The organism is Lachnoclostridium sp. An196, assembly GCF_002160135.1.
Lineage (GTDB): Bacteria > Bacillota > Clostridia > Lachnospirales > Lachnospiraceae > Hominiventricola > Hominiventricola avistercoris.
Genome location: NZ_NFJZ01000015.1, coordinates 1 through 17,936, shown reverse-complemented (window position 1 = coordinate 17,936; position 17,936 = coordinate 1). Strand labels below are relative to the sequence as shown.

Below are 17,936 nucleotides of genomic sequence, written 5' to 3'. Positions count from 1 at the left end.
GAAGGAGGATCAAACCGTGAAAGTATCAGATTTATTAAAGAAAATCGGGAGCATAGGCGGGGCGGAAATACATATCGAGTTCAAGGCGGATAAAAAGGATCCCGATCCTGATGTCGTGATGTTGGACGAATACACGTCGGAAGAAACCGCGAATCAGATTATCGAGCGGGCGGCGGGGTACACGCTTCAGGAAGTCAATTTTGAAAATAACGTTGTCACAGTGACAGCGATTCGGGCGGTGCGCCGCCCGCAAAAGCAAAAGGAAAATAAAGCGCAAGACGTCCGCCGGGAAAAACAGAAACAGGAAATCCGGGAAGAATTGGACGAATTGAAACGAGCGGTCGCGGAATTGTTCGCGGCAATCGCTGAACCGTTCCGGCAAATTATGAGACAGAATCCGGGCAGAAGAAACGGAATTATGTTCCGGGCGACGGCGGCGATCCGTCGGATTCTGACGCGGATATTTGGGAAAGGGGCGGACGAATGGATATAGGGCAACGCATGAAGCAGATCCGAAAAGAAAAGCGGATGACGCAAGAAGAAACAGCAGACCGCGCCGGGGTTACGGCGGTTTCGCTGTCACGGTGGGAAAATGGGGAGCGCAACCAGACGTTTCAGGACGTGGAAAAGGTCGCTAGAGCGTTGGGCGTTACTATGGAAGAATTAACGCGGGAACAAAAGCCGGGAACCGGGCTTCGGAAAATCATCGACGGGAAACTGTACGACACGGCGTCCGCCCGAATCATATTCGAGTTCAGACGGAAATATCAAGATCCGCTAAACCCGTTATTTTTCGGGGAAAACATGGTTCGGAATGTTTGGGAAGATGTTCAATACTTAAAAACCATTCGGGGAACGTATCTGTATTACTGCCCAAAAAGAAAAGAACTTGAAGTCGTGACAGAAAAGCAAGTCGCGGACACGATCCGGAAACTGGACGCGGACGCGTATATTCGCATTTTCGGCGACGTTGAGGAAGGATAAAAAATCAGGAAAGAAAGAGAGGATCACAAAATGGCAAGTTTAACAGATTTATTCAAAGCGGAAACGGAATTCGCGGTCAAGGCGTCGGAAATGTACGCTGTTATGAAAGAAGCAGCAAAAGCAGAATTTCTTCTGAACGCTGCAAAATGCGACGTCCCGCACACATACGCCCGGCAGATTGCGACAGGAGTAAAAGAGGACGCGGGAACGCCCGTATTTATCGGAATTGATTTGTCGCGCGGAAAAGACAGCAGCGGGCAGCAGGACGAACAGAAAGACAAGGAGAACGCCGACGCGACGCCCGGTCGGTGTCGGTCGGTCGGATCCGGTTCTGTCGGAATTGTTAGGCACAACGAACAGCGCGTCGAATGGATCGATATTCAGGACATTATCAAGAAAGGACGTGCGGGCGTATCGCTGCCGCCGGGAACGGAAATCAATTTCACACTTAAAAACGGAGATCTGGCGCAGGTTGTTGTCGTGGGCGTGGATCATTACGAAAAGGGCGATTGCGTGTTCTGGTTCCGCCGGATAGTTGGTCGTCACTGCATGAACCGGAACGGCAGCAACAAAAACGGATTTTCCGGCGCGGAAGATATGCGGGAATATTTGGAACAGATCTATTCATTGTTGCCGGATGAACTGCAGTCCGTGATTGCGTTACATACAACCGTCCAGAAAATCGACGGACAAACAATAAAATGCGAAGATCGCCTGTTCCTGATGACAGAATTCGAGGGACGCGGCGACACAGTATTTTCGGAATACAACGGAACGGGGAAACAGTTTCCGTTCTTTAAAGAACGCCGGAACCGCGTTGCATATGACGAGGACGGGGATCCTTGTTGGTACTGGACTGCCGATCCGTCCGCCGCGAACACGACGAACTTTTGCAGTTTCAGCTACGGCGGCAACAGCAACTCCGCCGGAGCGTCCGACGACGGCGGCGTCGCCCCGCTATTCGTCATCAGACAATCAGAAATCGCGCCGTCCGACAGCGACGGCGCAAAGGAAAACGTATGTTAGACTTCGGATTCTACAATATGGACTGTATGGACGCTATGCGGGACTTCCCGGACAAATATTTCGATCTGGCGGTCGTGGATCCGCCGTATGGGATAAAGGTTTTCGCAAAGGATAACGCGTCACGGTCAAAACTGGCAGCGTCAAAAAGTTACAAGAGATACGCGGGCGGCGATAACGCCGCCCCGGATCCTGAATATTTCGCGCAACTGAAAAGGATATCCCGGAATCAGATTATATTCGGCGCGAATCATTTTATGGATAATATCGCCGAAGGGTTCCGAGGGGGGGGCTTCCGGCGTTTCGTCGCCTTGTTGGATTGTGTGGGACAAGCAAAACGGGCAGAATGACTTCGCGGACGGAGAACTTGCGTACACATCATTTCAAACTGCCGTTCGGATTTATCATTTCACATGGGCGGGTATGCGGCAGGGAAATATGAGAAATAAAGAATTTCGCATACATCCGACGCAAAAGCCCGTCGCGCTTTATGACTGGATATTCCAGAATTACACGGAACGCGGTCAGAAAATTATTGATACACACGTCGGATCCGCTTCATCCCTGATCGCAGCACACAAAGCGGGGCTGCGATTCGTGGGTTTTGAACTGGATCCAGAATATTATTCTGCTGCCGTCAGTCGGTACGAGCGGGAAACGGCGCAGATAACGCTTTTTGATTATATGGAGCAGAAGGGAGAATGAAAAAATGGAAAAACAGATCGTAAAAGTAGAATCGTTATTAACGGTCATTTCGCCACAACAAACCGTCCGGATCATGGACGACACATTGTCAAAAAACGGAGCGGGAGCGGATCCGGAGGAAATAACGCTTTTCAAGGGCGCAGCGGTCAAGGCTTTTCGGGAGTTCGCGGGAAAAGGGGCGACAATCAAGCATATTTCGCCGGAGGTAGAACGGGAAACCGACGCCGAAGCGCCCCGTTATGTTATGCACATTTTTATCTATCGGAATTCAGCGCGATAGCAGCCGGACGGAAAGGAACGAACCGGAATGAGACTATCAGAACAGCTAAAAGTCATATCGACAATGGATAGGATCCGGATCATTCAGGGAAAGCGCGGGAATCGCGATCCGGAACATGATCCAAACGCGAAAATATTGTTTTGCGATTATATGGGATCCCTGCAGTATGCGGACGCGGAAACGGAATTCCTGACACGGGATCCGGAAGTCGTCCGTATGGTCGCGCACATGGAAATCAGGCACAAAAAGTTCAGGGATCGCGGTTTAATGCCGCCGTATGAGCCGGAAGTGACGCGGATGTATGAATTTAAGGATCTGACAATTTTCCTTTATTACGATATTTACATTCAATAATCGGAAAGGCGGGAGATATGAAGCATGAACCAACAGCCGCAACAATGGCGGGAATATATCACTTAATGGATATGGAACTGGAGGATCTGAACGCGATCGATATCGGGGAAGCGAATCAGGCGTTCCGCTTGATATGCGAAGCAACGGACGGGATTCAGATTGAATTAAACGACGCGATCGAGATTATGACATATCCGGGAAAGGTAGCAGACGCCGGGCGTACATCGGAGGGACTGCACGAACAATTCACGCAGATATACCGGACAGCGATCGAGATCGCCGGAAAATCGGTTCGTCTGGCAGCAATCGCCCGAACAGGGATCATTCAGTCGGAAACAATAAGCCGGATTGACAGGGCGGAGACAGGAGGGGGAAACAATGGACTTGAACGGGAATGTAATTTATGCAGTTGATTTTGACGGGACGTTATCGTTCGGGCGGTTTCCTGATATCGGGGAGCCGAACTATAATTTGTTTCATTTCCTGATATCAGAAAAAGAGCGCGGGGCGCGGTTGATTCTGCACACATGCCGGACGGGGGATAATCTGGCGGCGGCGGTGGATTACTGCCGGGATCACGGACTGGAATTTGAATTTATGAACGAAAATCTGCCGGAACTAATTGAACTGTACGGCGGCGACACGCGGAAAATTAACGCGGATTTTTATATCGACGACAAAGCAATAAATCCGATCGCCGGACATTTTACAGTTGTTCCGGCGGGATTTAATTTCATCAGGGAAAGAGAGGGAAAAGACAATGTTTTTGACGAAAAGAAATAAACGGCGGGACTTGCGGGAAGTGTACCGGGCAACGGAACGGATTCAGACGGCGGAAACGCCGCGAGAAGCCGACATATTGACGGGCTACGCGTTGGGAGTTATCGACGAAAAGTTCAGGAAAGGGAAACTGACAGCGGAATCAGCGGACGCAATCGCGGAAATGGTGGAAGTTATCGGGGATGAAATGCGCCGGGACTTAATCGCGGAGCGCCGCGCCGCAGAATCAGGGCAGGAGGAAAGCAAGGTTTTTCAGATTGCACAGTTTCAGGCAGTAGCGGAGAAATAAACAAGGATCCCGGCGTCGGGCGGGGAACCGTAACGCCGGGATCCAAAGAATCAAACCAACTTTATTATAGCGGAGGGCGGAATAAATGTCAAAGCGCAATATCAGATCGGGGAGTTCTGGAAAAAAGAAACGGTTTCTTCCTATATATAATAGGAAAACAAAAAGAACGAATGTTCGATAAAGGACAGGGGGAACACGGCGGCTTCCCGTCCTTGTAATGGGTATTAAGATATCAACCATTCTAAATTAGAACGTATCTGAAGGGCGGACGCTATGGGAACGAAAAGAAAGTATTTCGATGATTACGATTTTGAAGAATCCTATCAGAAATCGATCGAGGATATGAAGCAGGATCAGATCGAACGATATCTGAAGGAGAAAAGGGCGGGGATTGCGTATCAGACAAAGACAACGAAAGCCGGGGATCAGTTAGAAGCAGATATATACCCGGTATTCGGGAGCAGGAAGGACGCGCCACGCACAAAGAGAGGGAACAAAAGCCGCCCGGCGCAAAAGAACCTGAACAGTAAGAGGGCGCGGCGGTATTTGAATAACTTAGTCAGCGCGAATTTCGGACGCGGGGATCTATGGTGTACGTTCACATACGACGATCAGCATTTACCAGACAACCCGGACGAAGCCGATCGGCGGTTTACGAATTTCATTCGCCGGATAAACAGACGCCGGAAACGGGCGGGAATGGATAACGTGAAATATATCTGCGTGACAGAGTATCACGAGGAGGAAGGGAAACGGACGCGCTGTCATCATCATGTTATCATGTCCGGGGACGTTGACCGGGACGAATTGGAAAAGATATGGGGACAGGGCAAGCGGAATCATACGCGCCGGATTGATCCGGATCCGGAAACGCACGTCGCCGGAATCGTGAACTATATAAGCAAAGACCCAAAAGGACGGAAGCGGTGGAGAGCGTCAAAGAATTTGAAAAAGCCTATTGTGACGAAATCAGTCTGTCGGTTCGGGAAAAGGACGGCGGAACGAATGGCGAAAGACCGGGCGTATTTAGAGGACAGGATCAGGAAGTCATATCCGGGTTACAAGTTCATTGACGCCGAAATCAGGATAAACGATGTCAACGGCGGGTTTTACATATACGCCCGAATGGTTCGGGATTGAAAGGAGCCGCCGAGGATATAAAGGTATTCAGGAAAGGAGATTGAAACATGTTGACTATCACGACAAACAAAGCAGAGGTAAAAGGAATAGCGGAACGGACGATCACGGAACGCGCCCTGCCGATCACGGATTTCTGGACGAAGCGGATCGTGAATCTGTTGGGCTTTTCAGATTCCGACAAGCGCACAATCCTGCACAATCTGGCAGAGAATCGCAAAGGGACAACGGACGCGGAACGGGACGTCACATTCACGGCGGGCGGCGCGGCGGCGGTTACGGTAAAAGTAACAATCAGGATCGGGCAGAAGTCCGGCGTCGATTGCTTTATTCTGACAATCCGGGACATTCTGGAAGTTCGGGGCGTGGCGGAGGATGAGGGGCAGGAAGCGGAACCGGAGGTCGTCGGTATGCCGAACGCGCCCGCTGTCCGCGTGATGACGCGGCAAATAGGATTCTGTAAGTATTGCAATCAGGGGCGCACGATAGAAGCCCCGGAAGGTTCATCCGCTGCCGATCTCAACGAATTAGCGACGGAAGAATGTGAGTGTGACGAAGCGCGGCGGCAGAGGGAGCGCCGGGCAAGAATGGAAGCTGCAGGCGCATGGGCGCAGAATGTATTCAGCAATCAGGACGGACAGCTTCAGACCGTATTGTGTGCGATTCACTCCACGTTTGAGGGCGCGATCGATTCCGTGACAATTAAAATCGGCAAGCGCACACACAAAATTGACACGGATTCCGACGGGATGATTCGGATCCGATCGACGTTCAGAGACAGCAACGAAGAAACATTTTAACAGGCAAAGGGGGCGGCGGTTTTTGAAACGCTTTTATCTGGACTACAACGAAAGACAAATTGTCAACGCGGCGGTCAGAATGGATTCACAGCGCGGGAAGGCGTCGCCCTTTTCAAAGCGGGCAGAGGAAGCGATCAGGAAAGCGAAGGACAATATGGACGTCGGGGAAGTTGCGCCGGACGTCCGACGCGTCATAGTCGAAAAGATATATCAGTCGATCGCATACAGTCAGCCGTGGGAGCGTTTGGGAGAAACATATTGCTATCGCGGACAATTCTATCAATTCCGAAAACAATTCTGCTATCTGGTGGCGGATTATATGGGATTGATAGACGCAAGACGAAAAAGGGAGAAGGAGGGAACCGGATAGCATGGCGAAAGATTTTTCGGACTGGTTTTATCATTCGCCCGCATGGGAGCGGACGCGGGCGGCGTATATCAAATACGCGGGCGGATATTGCGAACGCTGCCGCCGGGAGGTGGAGCAGGGGACGCGTTCGCTTGCGGACATGAAGCCGATCAAGATTGTTCATCACAGAATATATTTAACGCCGGAGAACATAAACGATCCGGCGATCAGCCTGTCCTTCGACAATCTGGAAGGCGTCTGCGACGAACACCACAACAAAGAACATAAAACGGGAAAAGGAAAAAGATTTTGTTTCGACAAACGCGGTCGTCCTGTCCCGTTATGAACAATCAACCTTTACGCGCCGCAGACCGCCCCCCCGGTATGCGTTTTAAAAAGGCGGCGTTTGGAACCGAGGGAGGGACTTCCAAAAAACGCTGCAATACGCGCACATATAGGGGGGTTAGGAGAAACTTCAATTTATGGCAGAAAAAAAGAGTACAATTTCAGGAAATACAGAAATATTGACAGACGCAAATATAAAAAAAGAGTATAACGCGATCCGGCGGATGTTTCGTTCCGTCAAAGACGACGATTCGGACAAAATGAAACTGTTAGAACGTATCATCGAGGAAGTGGCGTTCCAAAAAATCGCCATGAAAGCAGCAAAGGCGGACATGATTAAGAACGGACTTCAGACAACAACGAAAAACGCGTCACAAAAATTCGTAAAAGAAAATCCGGCAGTGCAGACATACGACAAATACGCCCGTTCATATGCGTCGAATATGAAAACGCTGATTGATATGCTGCCGCCGAAACAGAAAAAAGAAATTTCGCGGATCATGCAGCTTCGGGGGGATGATTAAAGCGTGGAGAAGCGCAAAGGGGCAGCAGGAGCAGAAAGCCGCCCGCCGATAACAGACAATTATATATTCCAGTATTACGACGCGATCCGGCGCATAAAGCGCGGGGAAAAGATCGCGGGCGTCAGGGCGGCGGGGCAGTTTATACATGACATTTTCCGGATCCTGACGGACGGGATCAAGTCCGGCGAATATATTTTCGACAGGAAAAAAGCAGGAAAAGCAATCCGGTTCATTGAAAATTTTTGTCATCATTCCGAGGGGCGGGCGGATCTGCTAAAACTGGAATTATGGCAAAAAGCCGTCGTTTCTGCGATATTCGGAATCATGGATCCGGATCGCCCGGACTGCCGTATGTTCCGGGAAGTCCTTCTGATTGTTGCGAGAAAAAACGGAAAAACATTACTTGCGGCGGCAATCATGGCGTATATGGCATACATAGACGGAGAGTATGGCGCGAAGTTATATTGCCTTGCGCCGAAACTGGATCAGGCGGAATTGTGTTTCGACGCCTTTTATCAGATTGTCCAGTCAGACGACGAATTAAATAAAATCACGAAAAAGCGCCGGACGGATATCTATATTCAGGATTTCAACACGTCCGTGAAAAAGATTGCGTTTAATTCCAAAAAGTCCGACGGATTCAATGTCTATTTCTGCCTAAATGACGAGATCGAAGCGTGGCGCGGAGATTCCGGGCTAAAGCAGTATGAAGTCATTTCGTCGGCGACGGGCAGCAGGGCGCAGCCGCTTATCATGTCAACCGGGACGGCGGGATATGAGAACGAAGGAATATATGACGAACTGATCCGGCGGGCGACGGCGTTTTTGAAAGGGCGAAAGATCGGCAAAGAAAAAGAGCGTCGGATCCTGCCGTTCTTGTTCATCATTGATAACGTGGAAAAGTGGGACACGCGCGAGGAAATCGAAAAATCGAATCCGAATCTTGACGTTTCCGTTTCATGGGAGTATTACCGGGAGCAGATCGCGATCGCACATTCGAGCCTATCAAAAAAGGCGGAGTTTTTAACAAAATTCTGCAATATCAAACAGAATTCTTCCGTCGCATGGCTTGATTTTCAGGACGTGGAAAAGGCAGCAGCAAAGGACGCAGACGGGATTACGGCGTCGCTGTCGCTTGATGATTTCCGGGGCTGTTATTGTGTCGGCGGAATCGATCTGTCGCGCACAACGGACTTGACGGCGGCGGCAGTCGTGATCGAGCGGGACGGAATAAATTATTGCATTGTTCAATTTTTTATGCCGCAGGAACGGTATAAACAGGCAATCGACGAAGAAGGCGTACCGTACAATATATTCCGGGAACAAGGTTTTCTGACAATCAGCGGGGAAAACGTGGTCGATTATCACGACGTTTTTAAGTGGTTTTTCAATCTGGTAAAGGTTTACAAAATAAAGCCGCTGAAGGTCGGCTACGACAGATATTCAGCGCAGTATCTGGTTCAGGATATGAAAGACGCCGGGTTCCATATGGACGACGTATATCAGGGAACAAACCTGACGCCGATCCTGATCGAGTTCGAGGGAAAACTAAAAGACGGGCGGATCGTGTTTGGAGATAACGGACTTTTGCAGTCTCATTTCTTGAACGTCGCCGTCGATATCAGTCTGAAAGATTCCCGGATGAAGCCCGTAAAAATCGACAGACGGTCGCACATAGACGGATCTGTCGCCGTGTTCGACGCGTTTACAGTAAAAATGAAATACTATAACGAGATCGGGCGGCTACTGGAAAACCGCGGAAAATGATCCCCGGCAGCAGGACGAAAATTTCGTCATTCTGTCGGGGTTTCATTTTGTATGATAAGGCAAGATAGAAAAAGTTTGAGCGAGGAAAGGGGGCGAAAGCGTGGGATTGATAAAGGATTTACTTAATCTGCGTCGTGCGAAATATTCGCCGTTTTTCGCCCTGCGCGGCGATTATCAGGCGAACGGGAATCTGGCGGATTCCGATATCGTGGGAGCGATTGCGAACGCGATCGCGTCCAACGTTGGAAAGCTGCAGCCGCAGATCGTCCGGCGGACGGACGACGGACTGGCGGTCAGAAACGATTATCTGTCCCGGATCCTGTCGCTTCGTTGGTCGCCGGAAACAGACGCATATTCCGCGCTTTACCGGATAGCGTCGGATCTGGTTTATCATTCCAACGCATACGCGATTATATTCTACACGCCGGACTTTATGCGGGTTCAGTCGATTGTCCCGGTCACAGTCTCAAACGTGCGGATATGGGAGGATGAAAACGGCGTTCTTTTATTCCGGTTCCGTTGGGAGTATGACGGGAAATTTTACACGCTGCCGTATCAGAGCGTGATCCACATCCGAAGCCGTTTTGACAAGAAGCGGTTTATGGGAACCGCGCCGGACGATCAGTTGAAAAACACGCTTGAATTGCTTGACACAACCGGGGAAGCCCTACGGTCAGCGGTCAGGAATTCCGCAAACCTGAAAGGCTATTTGCAGTATAACAATTTCATTGATGACGACGAACTGAAACAGAAAGTCAAAGAGTTTCAGGAAGCCTATATGTCAGCGTCCAACGACGGCGGAATCGCCGGACTGGATAATTCCATGTCATTCCATGAGGTAAAGCAGACCGCCCCGAATATCCCGGTCATACAGTCGCAGTATTTAAGGGATAACGTGTATAGATATTACGGAGTAAACGAAAAGATCCTGACGTCCACATTTACGGAAGCCGAATGGAATTCGTTTTATGAGAACGTGATCGAACCGATATCGATCCAGTTATCGCTTGAATTTACATACAAACTTTTGACAGAGCGGGAACGCGGATTCGGGAACCGGATCATTTTTACCGCGAACCGTCTGCAATATGCGACACTTCAAACACGGATGACGATCGGCGGCGGGCTTTATGACCGGGGGATCATTACGATAAACGAATTCCGGGAACTGATGTATTACGAACCGATCGAGGGCGGAGACGTGCGGATGATAAGTCTAAACTACGTCAAAACCGGGGATCAATCGCTTTATCAGGTAGGAAAGGATGACGGAGCAGGTTCGGGCGACAGCGGGCAGCAGGAGCCGGAGGGAATACCGGAAAATCAGATCCGGAAATACGGGATCTATTTCCTGAAAACAGAGAAAAAAGGAGGGGCGGACAATGCCAAAAATGAAAGCATTTAACTGTTTCGAGGTAAAGAACGAAACGGCGACGTCGGCAGATTTATATTTTTATGGCGATATTGTTTCGGACTGGTGGGGAGCATGGCAGGAAGAAGATCAGTACCCGGAAGCAATTAAAAATTTCCTGTCCGGACAGCAGGGGAAAAGCCTGAATATTTATATCAATTCCGGCGGCGGTTCCGTATTCGCCGGGATTGCAATTTACAACATGATCCGGCGCTTTGCGGAGACGAACGCCGTTTCTGTGACAGTGGACGGACTGGCGGGATCGATTGCGTCCGTGATTGCCTTCGCCGGAAATACGCCGCCGAAAATCCCGTCAAACGCGTTTTTGATGATACACAATCCGTTTGCATTGGTAGAGGGAAACGCGGCGGACTTGCGGAAAATGGCGGACGATCTGGACGTCATCACGACAGGGATCCTGAATGTCTATATGGAACACGTCAAAGAGGGCGTGACAGAGGATCAGATCCGCGCCCTTATGGACGCGGAAACATGGCTGAACGGTCGGGACGCCGCCGAATATTTCAACATCGAGACGACGGAAAGCGTTGCCGAGATTGCGGCGGCGTCCGGCGGATATGTAGCGAGGGCGCGGAACGTGCCGAAAGATATTGTTATCCAGTGGGCGGCAGGAGCCGCGAGAAACAAAACGTCTGATAATCAGGACGCGCGGTCGGCGGTACTGAATCAGAATAAAAAGCGCGACGAAATCGCGCGGATCATTATCAACAGTTTGTGAAAGGAGATTAAGAAACCATGAAACACGAAGAACTTATCAAATGCACAAAAGATCAGTTGAACGCGCGTCTGAAAGAGATCGGGGCAGCGGCAAAGACGGCAGAGGGCGACGTATTGGACGCGTTACTGACCGAAGCGCAGGATATCCGGGACATTCTGGATCAGGCGAAAAAGCGCGAACAGCTTCAGGGTTTCGCGGATGAAGCAGAAGATCCCGCGCCGGGAGCGGGCGAAAAAGGAGAAAAGGGCAGCGCAGACGTGAAAGCGTTTGACAAACGCGGCGGCGCACTTAAAGCGGGCGCGGGCGTCAGATTTTCCGCGCGTATTGCGACGCCAAACGTCCGGGCGTCCTTGTCTGTTTCGCAGACCGCCCCCGTGGTTCATACTGCCCCGGATCTGAATCAGACGACAAACCCGGTTTCCGCCCTGATCGATATGGTCAAGGTCGTTCCGTTAAATGGCGGCGAAACATACGAACGCGGCTTCGTGAAGGATTACGGCGCGGACGACGGAGGAAGCACGACAGAGGGCGGAGCGTACAACGACGTTGAACCGTCCTTCGGTTACGCAACGATCGAAAAGCAGAAAGTGACAGCATACACGGAGGAACCGGAGGAAATGCAGAAATTACCGAACGCGGATTATGATTCCGTCATCGAAGGTTCCGTCAGCAAGGCAATCCGGCGCTATCTGTCCCGGCAGATTCTTGTCGGGGACGGTTCCACGTCAAAGTTAAAAGGTATTTTCTATAATCCGACAAAGGAAAGTGAGCGCGTGATCGATCCGGCGACGGATATTGATACAATCACGGCGATCGACGATGGAACACTGGATGAAATTATCTATTCCTTCGGCGGAGACGAGGAAGTCGAGGGCGTGGCGACGCTGATCCTGAACAAGCAGGATTTAAAAGCGTTCGCAAAGCTGCGGGACAAGCAGGGGCGCAAGGTTTACACGATCGTAAATCGCGGGCAGACCGGGACGATCGACGGCGTTCCGTTCGTTATCAATTCCGCGTGTGCTGCTATCAGCAATACAGCGACAGCGGAAGGCGCGTATGAAATGGCATACGGCTATTTACAGAATTACGAACTGGCAGTCTTTTCCGATATCGACGTCCGTCGTTCTGACGACTATAAGTTCAAGAACGGGCAGACGGCGTTCAGGGCGTCCATGTTCGCGGGCGGTTCCGTGGCGGCGTGGAATGGATTTATCCGCGTAAAGAAAGCGACAACGACTAGCGGCGAAGAATCGCAGTAAGAGACAGCAGGGCAGAAAGGCGGGCGGAATAAATGACGATTGAAAAACTGTACGAAGCGGCGCGGCTTCGCGTAAGGAAAGCAGTCGCGGACGATCTGGATCAGGACGTCCGCCGCGCTGCTGATACAGCGATCGCGGATTTAAAACGAATCGGCGTCGCTGATAGTTGGCTGAAAGAACCGTCGGATCCGCTGATCGTCGAAGCCGTCCTGTCGTATGTCAAGGCAAACTATTCCATTGACACGAACGCATATCCCATATTATCCGGGATTTACGACATGAACATAACAAAAATCAAGGGCGACAGTAAATATTTCACTGCCGCCCCGGATCCTGAACCGGAAGGGGGCGTGGATGGATGACAGAATGTCAAATATTCCTGATTCATCCGGGAGAAAAGCAGACGGACGACGAAAAGACGCCCGTTTTTGCACAGGTTTACCCGATCGGACGGGATGAATTTCAGGCGGCGGGCGTCAATGGGTACAAGGCGGAAAACAGGTTCGACGTTTGGGCGGAAGAATACGACGAACAGCCGGAACTTCAATTCGGGAAAAAGCGGTTGACAATTTATCGGACGTATGGCGTCCGGGCAGACGGAAAAATCGAACTATATGCGGCGGAGCGCGTGGGAAATTATGGTCGTTAATGTAAAAGCGGAAGAACTGGACGAAGCAATCCGCGATCAGTTGGAAACATACAACGCGGATATCGTAAAGGCGATAAACAAGAATTTGAAAGAGGTCGCCGACAAGACGGCGGAAACGCTGAAAAAGGGCGGATCGTACAAGGAGAGGACGGGAAAATATACGCCGGATTGGAGTGTGACAGCGCGAAAGACGGAATCTGTCGCACAAGGCGAAAGCTATTCCGTCCACAACAGAAAACATCATCAATTAACGCACCTACTGGAAAAGGGACACGTCACGCGGAGCGGCAGCAGGACGCGGGCGTTTGAACACATTTTGCCCGCTGAACAGGCAGCGCAGGAAATGGCGGTCGAAGCGGTGGAAAAAGCCGTAAAGAGCGCGAACGGGGGGATCTAATCAATGGTTAAGTATGAACGGATCATCGAACGGGCGGTCGCGTTGGGGCTGCCGATTGCAGAATATGAATTTCGGGACACGAAAAAGAATCCGGCGCCGGATCCGCCGTTTCTGATTTATTTTTCTTCGGAAGATCAGAGCGGGACGGACACGGGAAACCGGATCCGCCGGATAAACGGTTCGATTGAACTTTATACTGACCGGAAACCGGATCACATTCTGGAACGCCGGATCGAACGCGAAGTCCTGTTTGACGTGGATTTTCACAAAACAACCGCCCCGATCCAGTCGGAAAATATGTATCAAACGGCGTATGATTTCAACGTCGTTCAAAAATTTTAGAAACGGAAAGGAGTAAAAAAGATATGGATAAAGCACCTGAAAGAATCATTTTGGGATCCGGCTATATTCATCTTGCAACATTCAAAAAAGGGCAGGAGATCCCGGAACCGGAAGAATTCTGCACAGAAGCAAACCGGTATTCGTATATCAAAAACGGCGCGACGCTTGAATATACGAACGAGGTAGTCGAAGCGAAGGACGACATGGGGAGAGTGTCAAAAACCGTTATCACATCGGAGGAAGTCACGCTGAAGGCGGGGCTTATGACGTTGATCGGGGACACAATCGAAAAGTTGTGTGACACTGCCCGCGTTTCTGTATCGGCAAACGGAAAATATCGCAAGACAAAGATCGGCGGCGTCGGCAACAGGAAGGGCGCGAAATACGTTATTTGTTTCCACCATGTAGACCCGGAGGACGGCGACATATGGGTTATGATTGTCGGTCAGAATCAGGCGGGCTTCACGCTGTCGTTTGCGCCGTCTGACGCAACTGTCGTTGACGCGGAATTTAAAGCTATGCCGAATCTGGACGGCGAAGGAACGCTTGTTAATTATGTCGAGGAAATTTTGGACGCAGAGGAACCGGAGCCGCAGACATATACCGTCGAACAGAATTTGACGAATGTCACTTCGTCGTTTGAGGGGACAAGTATAAGCGCGGGCGGAAAACTGGAAGCGATTCTGACAGCGGAAGCGTCACACACAATTCAGACGCCCACAATTACAATGAATAGTCAGGATATCACGGAAACGGCGTGGAGTGCTGCCGAAAAGAAAGTCACGATCGAAAGCGTGACGGGAAACGTCATCATTACGGCGACAGCGGTTCAGGATTAAGGGCAGCAGGAGAAAAAAGGGATCCGGCGGTCGGGACTAAAACGTCCGCCGCCGGATTATTTTATTCAGGAAAAGAGAGGATCATATCATGGCAAATTTATCATTTAATTTCAACAAAATCAAAAGGACATATTTAAACGTAACACTGAAGGACGGAACCGCCCTGCAGGTAAAAATGCCGACAAAGAACACGTTCGGAAAGGTTCAGGCACTGAACAGACTGCAGGACGATGAAAACGCCGACGTCGCCGACGTTATGGACACAATGGCGGCGGTTATGGCGGATTGTCTTTCCAACAATTTGAACGGCGTTCGGGTTAAAGCGGAGCAGATCGCCGAGGAATACGACATTGAGGAAATGACGGCGTTTATCGGGGAGTATTACGAAAAATTCGTCGGCGGGTTACAGAACAACCCAAATTAGAGATCCCGTTCTATCCGGGACACACGGGAGAAGAAAAAGACAAATTATTCTATACGCCGGATAGTGCGGGGGAACGAATGGTCGTCGAATATACCGGATTGAATATCCGAGAGATCGGCGAAATGGAAATGGACGAATATCTGTATTATTTCCGGGACGCCTTTATCCATAGCATGAACCAAACAAAAGAAGGACGGGAATATTTAGAAAACGCCTTTTATTTCAAACAGGAAAAACCGGATCGCGCAAGGCTGCGGGAGAAGTTTGGAAATAAAGGCAAGAAGTAGAACGGGGCGACGATATGGCAGCAAACAATATTAAGGGAATCACAATCGAAATCGGCGGGAATACAACGGCTTTAGACAAGGCACTGAAAGACGTTAATAAGCAAACAAGGAGTTTGCAGGCAGAATTAAGGGACGTCGATAAACTTTTAAAACTGGATCCCAAAAATACAGAACTTCTTGCGCAAAAACAAAAAATATTATCTGAAAGCATTTCTGCAACGTCGGAAAAACTTGACACGTTAAAAAAAGCGGAAGAACAGGTTCAGCAGCAGTTCGAGCGTGGGGAAGTTTCGGAACAGCAATATCGCGCCATGCAGCGGGAAATTATTAAAACGTCCGAGGAATTAGACAGCCTGAAAGAAGCGTCAAAACAAGCTGAAAAAGCTATGGAAGGACTGCAAGGCGCTTCAGAACTGACCGGGAAAGAGTTAGACGAAGCGAAAGAAAAGTCAAATGAATTCAAGGAATCTATAAGCAGCGCGGCGGACGCGATAACAAAAGCGGGAGCAGTAGCCGGATCCGCGTTGGTAGCGGCGGCTACATATGCGACGAAATTTGAAACAGATTGCGACAAAGCGTTTAACACTTTAGTTACACAGACGGGCGCGGCTGATGATGAACTAGAGGGCTTAGAAGATAGCCTGATGAATATTTACAAGAACAATTTCGGGGAAAATATCGAAGATATCGCTGTCGCTATGGCAACCGTTAAGCAGCAGACCGGGCTTGCAAACGATGAATTGGAAAGCACCACGGAAACCGCCCTGTTAATGCGCGATACATTCGATATAGACGTCAACGAAGGCGTTCGCGGTGTTACTGCGATGATGAAGCAATTCGGAATATCAGCGCAAGAAGCCTATAACCTTATGGCGCAGGGGGCGCAAAAGGGGTTAAATCAGAACGGAGATCTTGCGGATCAAATGGCAGAATACGCCGTTTACTATGCCGACATGGGATTTTCTGCGCAGGAAATGTTCAATATGATCTCCAACGGAGCGAAAGACGGAACATTTCAGATCGATTACCTGAATGACGCTGTGAAGGAATTCGGGATCCGGGTAAAGGACGGGACAGCCGACGACACATTCAAAGAATTAGGGCTTGACGTTGACGATCTAAAGTCGAAATTTACAGCAGGGGGCGACGGGGCGCGGGAAGCATTTACAATCGTAAACGACGCCTTGTTTTCGTGCGAAGATCAGGTTCAAAGAAATATTTTAGGCGTTACGCTTTACGGTACAAAGTGGGAAGATTTAGGAGAGGACGCGATCCGATCTTTAATAAATACACAGGGCGAAATATCGAACACAACGGACGCCCTGTCAAAAATCAATGAACAGAAATACGACGATATCGGAAGTCAGATAGAAGGACTAGGGAGAAATATAAACGCGGAACTTGCGAAACCGATCGGGGAAGAATTGCAGCCCGTCATCAGCAACGTTATTTCGGAAGTTCAGTCAAAACTTCCAGACGTCCGAAACATATTATTGAACGTGATTTCAAAAGTGACAGAATTTGTTTCGTTTGTCGCAAAGAACGGAACGACGATCATTTCCATTATAGCAGGAATCGCCGCCGGAATGTTGGCGTGGAATGTTGTAAATATGATTCAAGGGCTTATTGCGGCGATAAAGGTATGGAAGGCGACGACGGAGGGCGTCACGATAGCGCAAAAGATACTGAATACTGTTATGGCGGCGAATCCGATCGGAATCATTATAACATTGGTCGCAACGCTTGTTGCCGCGTTAGTCACATTATTCGCGACAAATGAGGATTTCCGAAATAAAGTGATTGCAGTATGGGAGCAGGTAAAAGAAACCGCGCTGAACGCGTTCGGCGCGATAGCGGATTTTTTTACGGTTACGATCCCGGCAGCCTTTAATTCGGTCGTTAATTTCGTAAAGTCAAATTGGCAGGGGCTTTTATTACTGATCGTGAATCCGTTCGCGGGCGCCTTTAAATTATTATACGATAATTGCGAGGGGTTCAGAAATACAATTAACACACTGATCGAAAATATAAAGGCGTATTTTTCGGGATTGTGGGAAAATATTGTTCTGATTTTCCAAAATGTCGGACAGTGGTTTTCCGATAGATTCACGGAAGCATACACGGCGATAACGACAGTATTTTCGGGGATCGGACAGTGGTTTTCCGCCCGGTGGACGGATGTCAAGACCGCATTGTCTACGGTCGGTTCGTGGTTCCTGACAACGTTTCAGACAGCATACACGAACGTCACG

At 49.8% G+C, this 17,936-nt stretch carries 27 protein-coding genes; all 27 read left to right on the top strand.

Features of this window, described 5'->3' with window-relative positions; all coding sequences use genetic code 11:
- Window positions 1-16 precede the first annotated feature (16 nt).
- Entirely contained in the window at window positions 17-493 is a 477-nt protein-coding gene (locus B5F29_RS14655) for a hypothetical protein (protein WP_087155347.1), read from the top strand.
- Window positions 484-984, top strand: a complete 501-nt coding sequence (locus B5F29_RS14650; RefSeq protein ID WP_087155346.1) for a helix-turn-helix domain-containing protein — start codon at window positions 484-486, stop codon at window positions 982-984. Before B5F29_RS14655 ends, B5F29_RS14650 begins: the two co-directional genes overlap by 10 nt.
- 30 nt (window positions 985-1,014) lie before the next feature.
- The gene (locus B5F29_RS14645) at window positions 1,015-2,010 is read left to right on the top strand and encodes a DUF6273 domain-containing protein (protein ID WP_087155345.1); all 996 of its coding nucleotides are present in this window, start codon (window positions 1,015-1,017) and stop codon (window positions 2,008-2,010) included.
- Window positions 2,004-2,357, top strand: a complete 354-nt coding sequence (locus B5F29_RS16645; RefSeq protein WP_197710836.1) for a site-specific DNA-methyltransferase — start codon at window positions 2,004-2,006, stop codon at window positions 2,355-2,357. Before B5F29_RS14645 ends, B5F29_RS16645 begins: the two co-directional genes overlap by 7 nt.
- 73 nt (window positions 2,358-2,430) lie before the next feature.
- Window positions 2,431-2,712, top strand: coding sequence for a DNA methyltransferase (locus B5F29_RS16640; RefSeq protein ID WP_275532942.1), 282 nt, complete (start codon window positions 2,431-2,433; stop codon window positions 2,710-2,712).
- A gap of 4 nt (window positions 2,713-2,716) precedes the next feature.
- Window positions 2,717-2,992: a hypothetical protein gene (locus B5F29_RS14635; protein ID WP_087155344.1), complete on the top strand. Its 276-nt coding sequence runs from the start codon at window positions 2,717-2,719 to the stop codon at window positions 2,990-2,992.
- Window positions 2,993-3,019: 27 nt separating this feature from the next.
- On the top strand, window positions 3,020-3,346 hold the full coding sequence (locus B5F29_RS14630; RefSeq protein WP_143449171.1) for a hypothetical protein: 327 nt from the start codon (window positions 3,020-3,022) through the stop codon (window positions 3,344-3,346).
- 17 nt (window positions 3,347-3,363) lie between these two features.
- Complete coding sequence (locus B5F29_RS14625; protein ID WP_143449170.1) at window positions 3,364-3,759, top strand: hypothetical protein; 396 nt, start codon at window positions 3,364-3,366, stop codon at window positions 3,757-3,759.
- The gene (locus B5F29_RS14620) at window positions 3,725-4,129 is read left to right on the top strand and encodes a hypothetical protein (RefSeq protein WP_242955691.1); all 405 of its coding nucleotides are present in this window, start codon (window positions 3,725-3,727) and stop codon (window positions 4,127-4,129) included. The genes B5F29_RS14625 and B5F29_RS14620 overlap by 35 nt, the downstream gene beginning before the upstream one ends.
- Window positions 4,107-4,415 (top strand): hypothetical protein, encoded by a 309-nt coding sequence (locus tag B5F29_RS14615; RefSeq protein WP_087155341.1) that lies wholly within the window; start codon window positions 4,107-4,109, stop codon window positions 4,413-4,415. The genes B5F29_RS14620 and B5F29_RS14615 overlap by 23 nt, the downstream gene beginning before the upstream one ends.
- 273 nt (window positions 4,416-4,688) lie before the next feature.
- Window positions 4,689-5,555, top strand: a complete 867-nt coding sequence (locus B5F29_RS14610) for a rolling circle replication-associated protein (protein WP_087155340.1) — start codon at window positions 4,689-4,691, stop codon at window positions 5,553-5,555.
- 47 nt (window positions 5,556-5,602) lie between these two features.
- Entirely contained in the window at window positions 5,603-6,352 is a 750-nt protein-coding gene (locus B5F29_RS14605) for a hypothetical protein (protein WP_087155339.1), read from the top strand.
- Window positions 6,353-6,374: 22 nt separating this feature from the next.
- Window positions 6,375-6,722 (top strand): hypothetical protein, encoded by a 348-nt coding sequence (locus tag B5F29_RS14600; RefSeq protein WP_087155338.1) that lies wholly within the window; start codon window positions 6,375-6,377, stop codon window positions 6,720-6,722.
- A 1-nt stretch (window position 6,723) separates the two neighbouring features.
- Window positions 6,724-7,047, top strand: a complete 324-nt coding sequence (locus tag B5F29_RS14595) for a hypothetical protein (protein WP_087155337.1) — start codon at window positions 6,724-6,726, stop codon at window positions 7,045-7,047.
- 136 nt (window positions 7,048-7,183) lie between these two features.
- On the top strand, window positions 7,184-7,570 hold the full coding sequence (locus tag B5F29_RS14590) for a hypothetical protein (RefSeq protein WP_087155336.1): 387 nt from the start codon (window positions 7,184-7,186) through the stop codon (window positions 7,568-7,570).
- Window positions 7,571-7,573: 3 nt separating this feature from the next.
- Window positions 7,574-9,337 carry a terminase large subunit gene (locus B5F29_RS14585; protein ID WP_242955690.1) on the top strand — a complete coding sequence of 588 codons (1,764 nt, stop codon included), beginning with the start codon at window positions 7,574-7,576 and terminating at the stop codon, window positions 9,335-9,337.
- A gap of 100 nt (window positions 9,338-9,437) precedes the next feature.
- On the top strand, window positions 9,438-10,742 hold the full coding sequence (locus B5F29_RS14580) for a phage portal protein (RefSeq protein WP_242955689.1): 1,305 nt from the start codon (window positions 9,438-9,440) through the stop codon (window positions 10,740-10,742).
- The gene (locus B5F29_RS14575; RefSeq protein WP_242955688.1) at window positions 10,720-11,487 is read left to right on the top strand and encodes a head maturation protease, ClpP-related; all 768 of its coding nucleotides are present in this window, start codon (window positions 10,720-10,722) and stop codon (window positions 11,485-11,487) included. Before B5F29_RS14580 ends, B5F29_RS14575 begins: the two co-directional genes overlap by 23 nt.
- Window positions 11,488-11,504: 17 nt before the next feature.
- Window positions 11,505-12,746, top strand: a complete 1,242-nt coding sequence (locus B5F29_RS14570; RefSeq protein WP_087155335.1) for a phage major capsid protein — start codon at window positions 11,505-11,507, stop codon at window positions 12,744-12,746.
- 32 nt (window positions 12,747-12,778) lie between these two features.
- A complete protein-coding gene (locus tag B5F29_RS14565) occupies window positions 12,779-13,108 on the top strand; it encodes a hypothetical protein (RefSeq protein ID WP_087155334.1) in 330 nt (109 codons plus the stop codon).
- Complete coding sequence (locus B5F29_RS14560) at window positions 13,105-13,395, top strand: hypothetical protein (protein ID WP_087155333.1); 291 nt, start codon at window positions 13,105-13,107, stop codon at window positions 13,393-13,395. The genes B5F29_RS14565 and B5F29_RS14560 overlap by 4 nt, the downstream gene beginning before the upstream one ends.
- Window positions 13,385-13,792: a hypothetical protein gene (locus B5F29_RS14555; protein WP_197710838.1), complete on the top strand. Its 408-nt coding sequence runs from the start codon at window positions 13,385-13,387 to the stop codon at window positions 13,790-13,792. Before B5F29_RS14560 ends, B5F29_RS14555 begins: the two co-directional genes overlap by 11 nt.
- A 3-nt stretch (window positions 13,793-13,795) precedes the next feature.
- The gene (locus B5F29_RS14550; protein ID WP_087155332.1) at window positions 13,796-14,134 is read left to right on the top strand and encodes a hypothetical protein; all 339 of its coding nucleotides are present in this window, start codon (window positions 13,796-13,798) and stop codon (window positions 14,132-14,134) included.
- Between the two features lie 23 nt (window positions 14,135-14,157).
- A complete protein-coding gene (locus B5F29_RS14545; protein WP_330397628.1) occupies window positions 14,158-14,973 on the top strand; it encodes a hypothetical protein in 816 nt (271 codons plus the stop codon).
- A gap of 88 nt (window positions 14,974-15,061) precedes the next feature.
- On the top strand, window positions 15,062-15,397 hold the full coding sequence (locus B5F29_RS14540; RefSeq protein ID WP_087155331.1) for a hypothetical protein: 336 nt from the start codon (window positions 15,062-15,064) through the stop codon (window positions 15,395-15,397).
- A 77-nt stretch (window positions 15,398-15,474) separates the two neighbouring features.
- Window positions 15,475-15,684, top strand: a complete 210-nt coding sequence (locus B5F29_RS14535; protein WP_087155330.1) for a hypothetical protein — start codon at window positions 15,475-15,477, stop codon at window positions 15,682-15,684.
- Window positions 15,685-15,698: 14 nt separating this feature from the next.
- On the top strand, window positions 15,699-17,936 hold a 2,238-nt coding region (locus B5F29_RS14530; protein ID WP_087155329.1), incomplete at its 3' end, for a phage tail tape measure protein.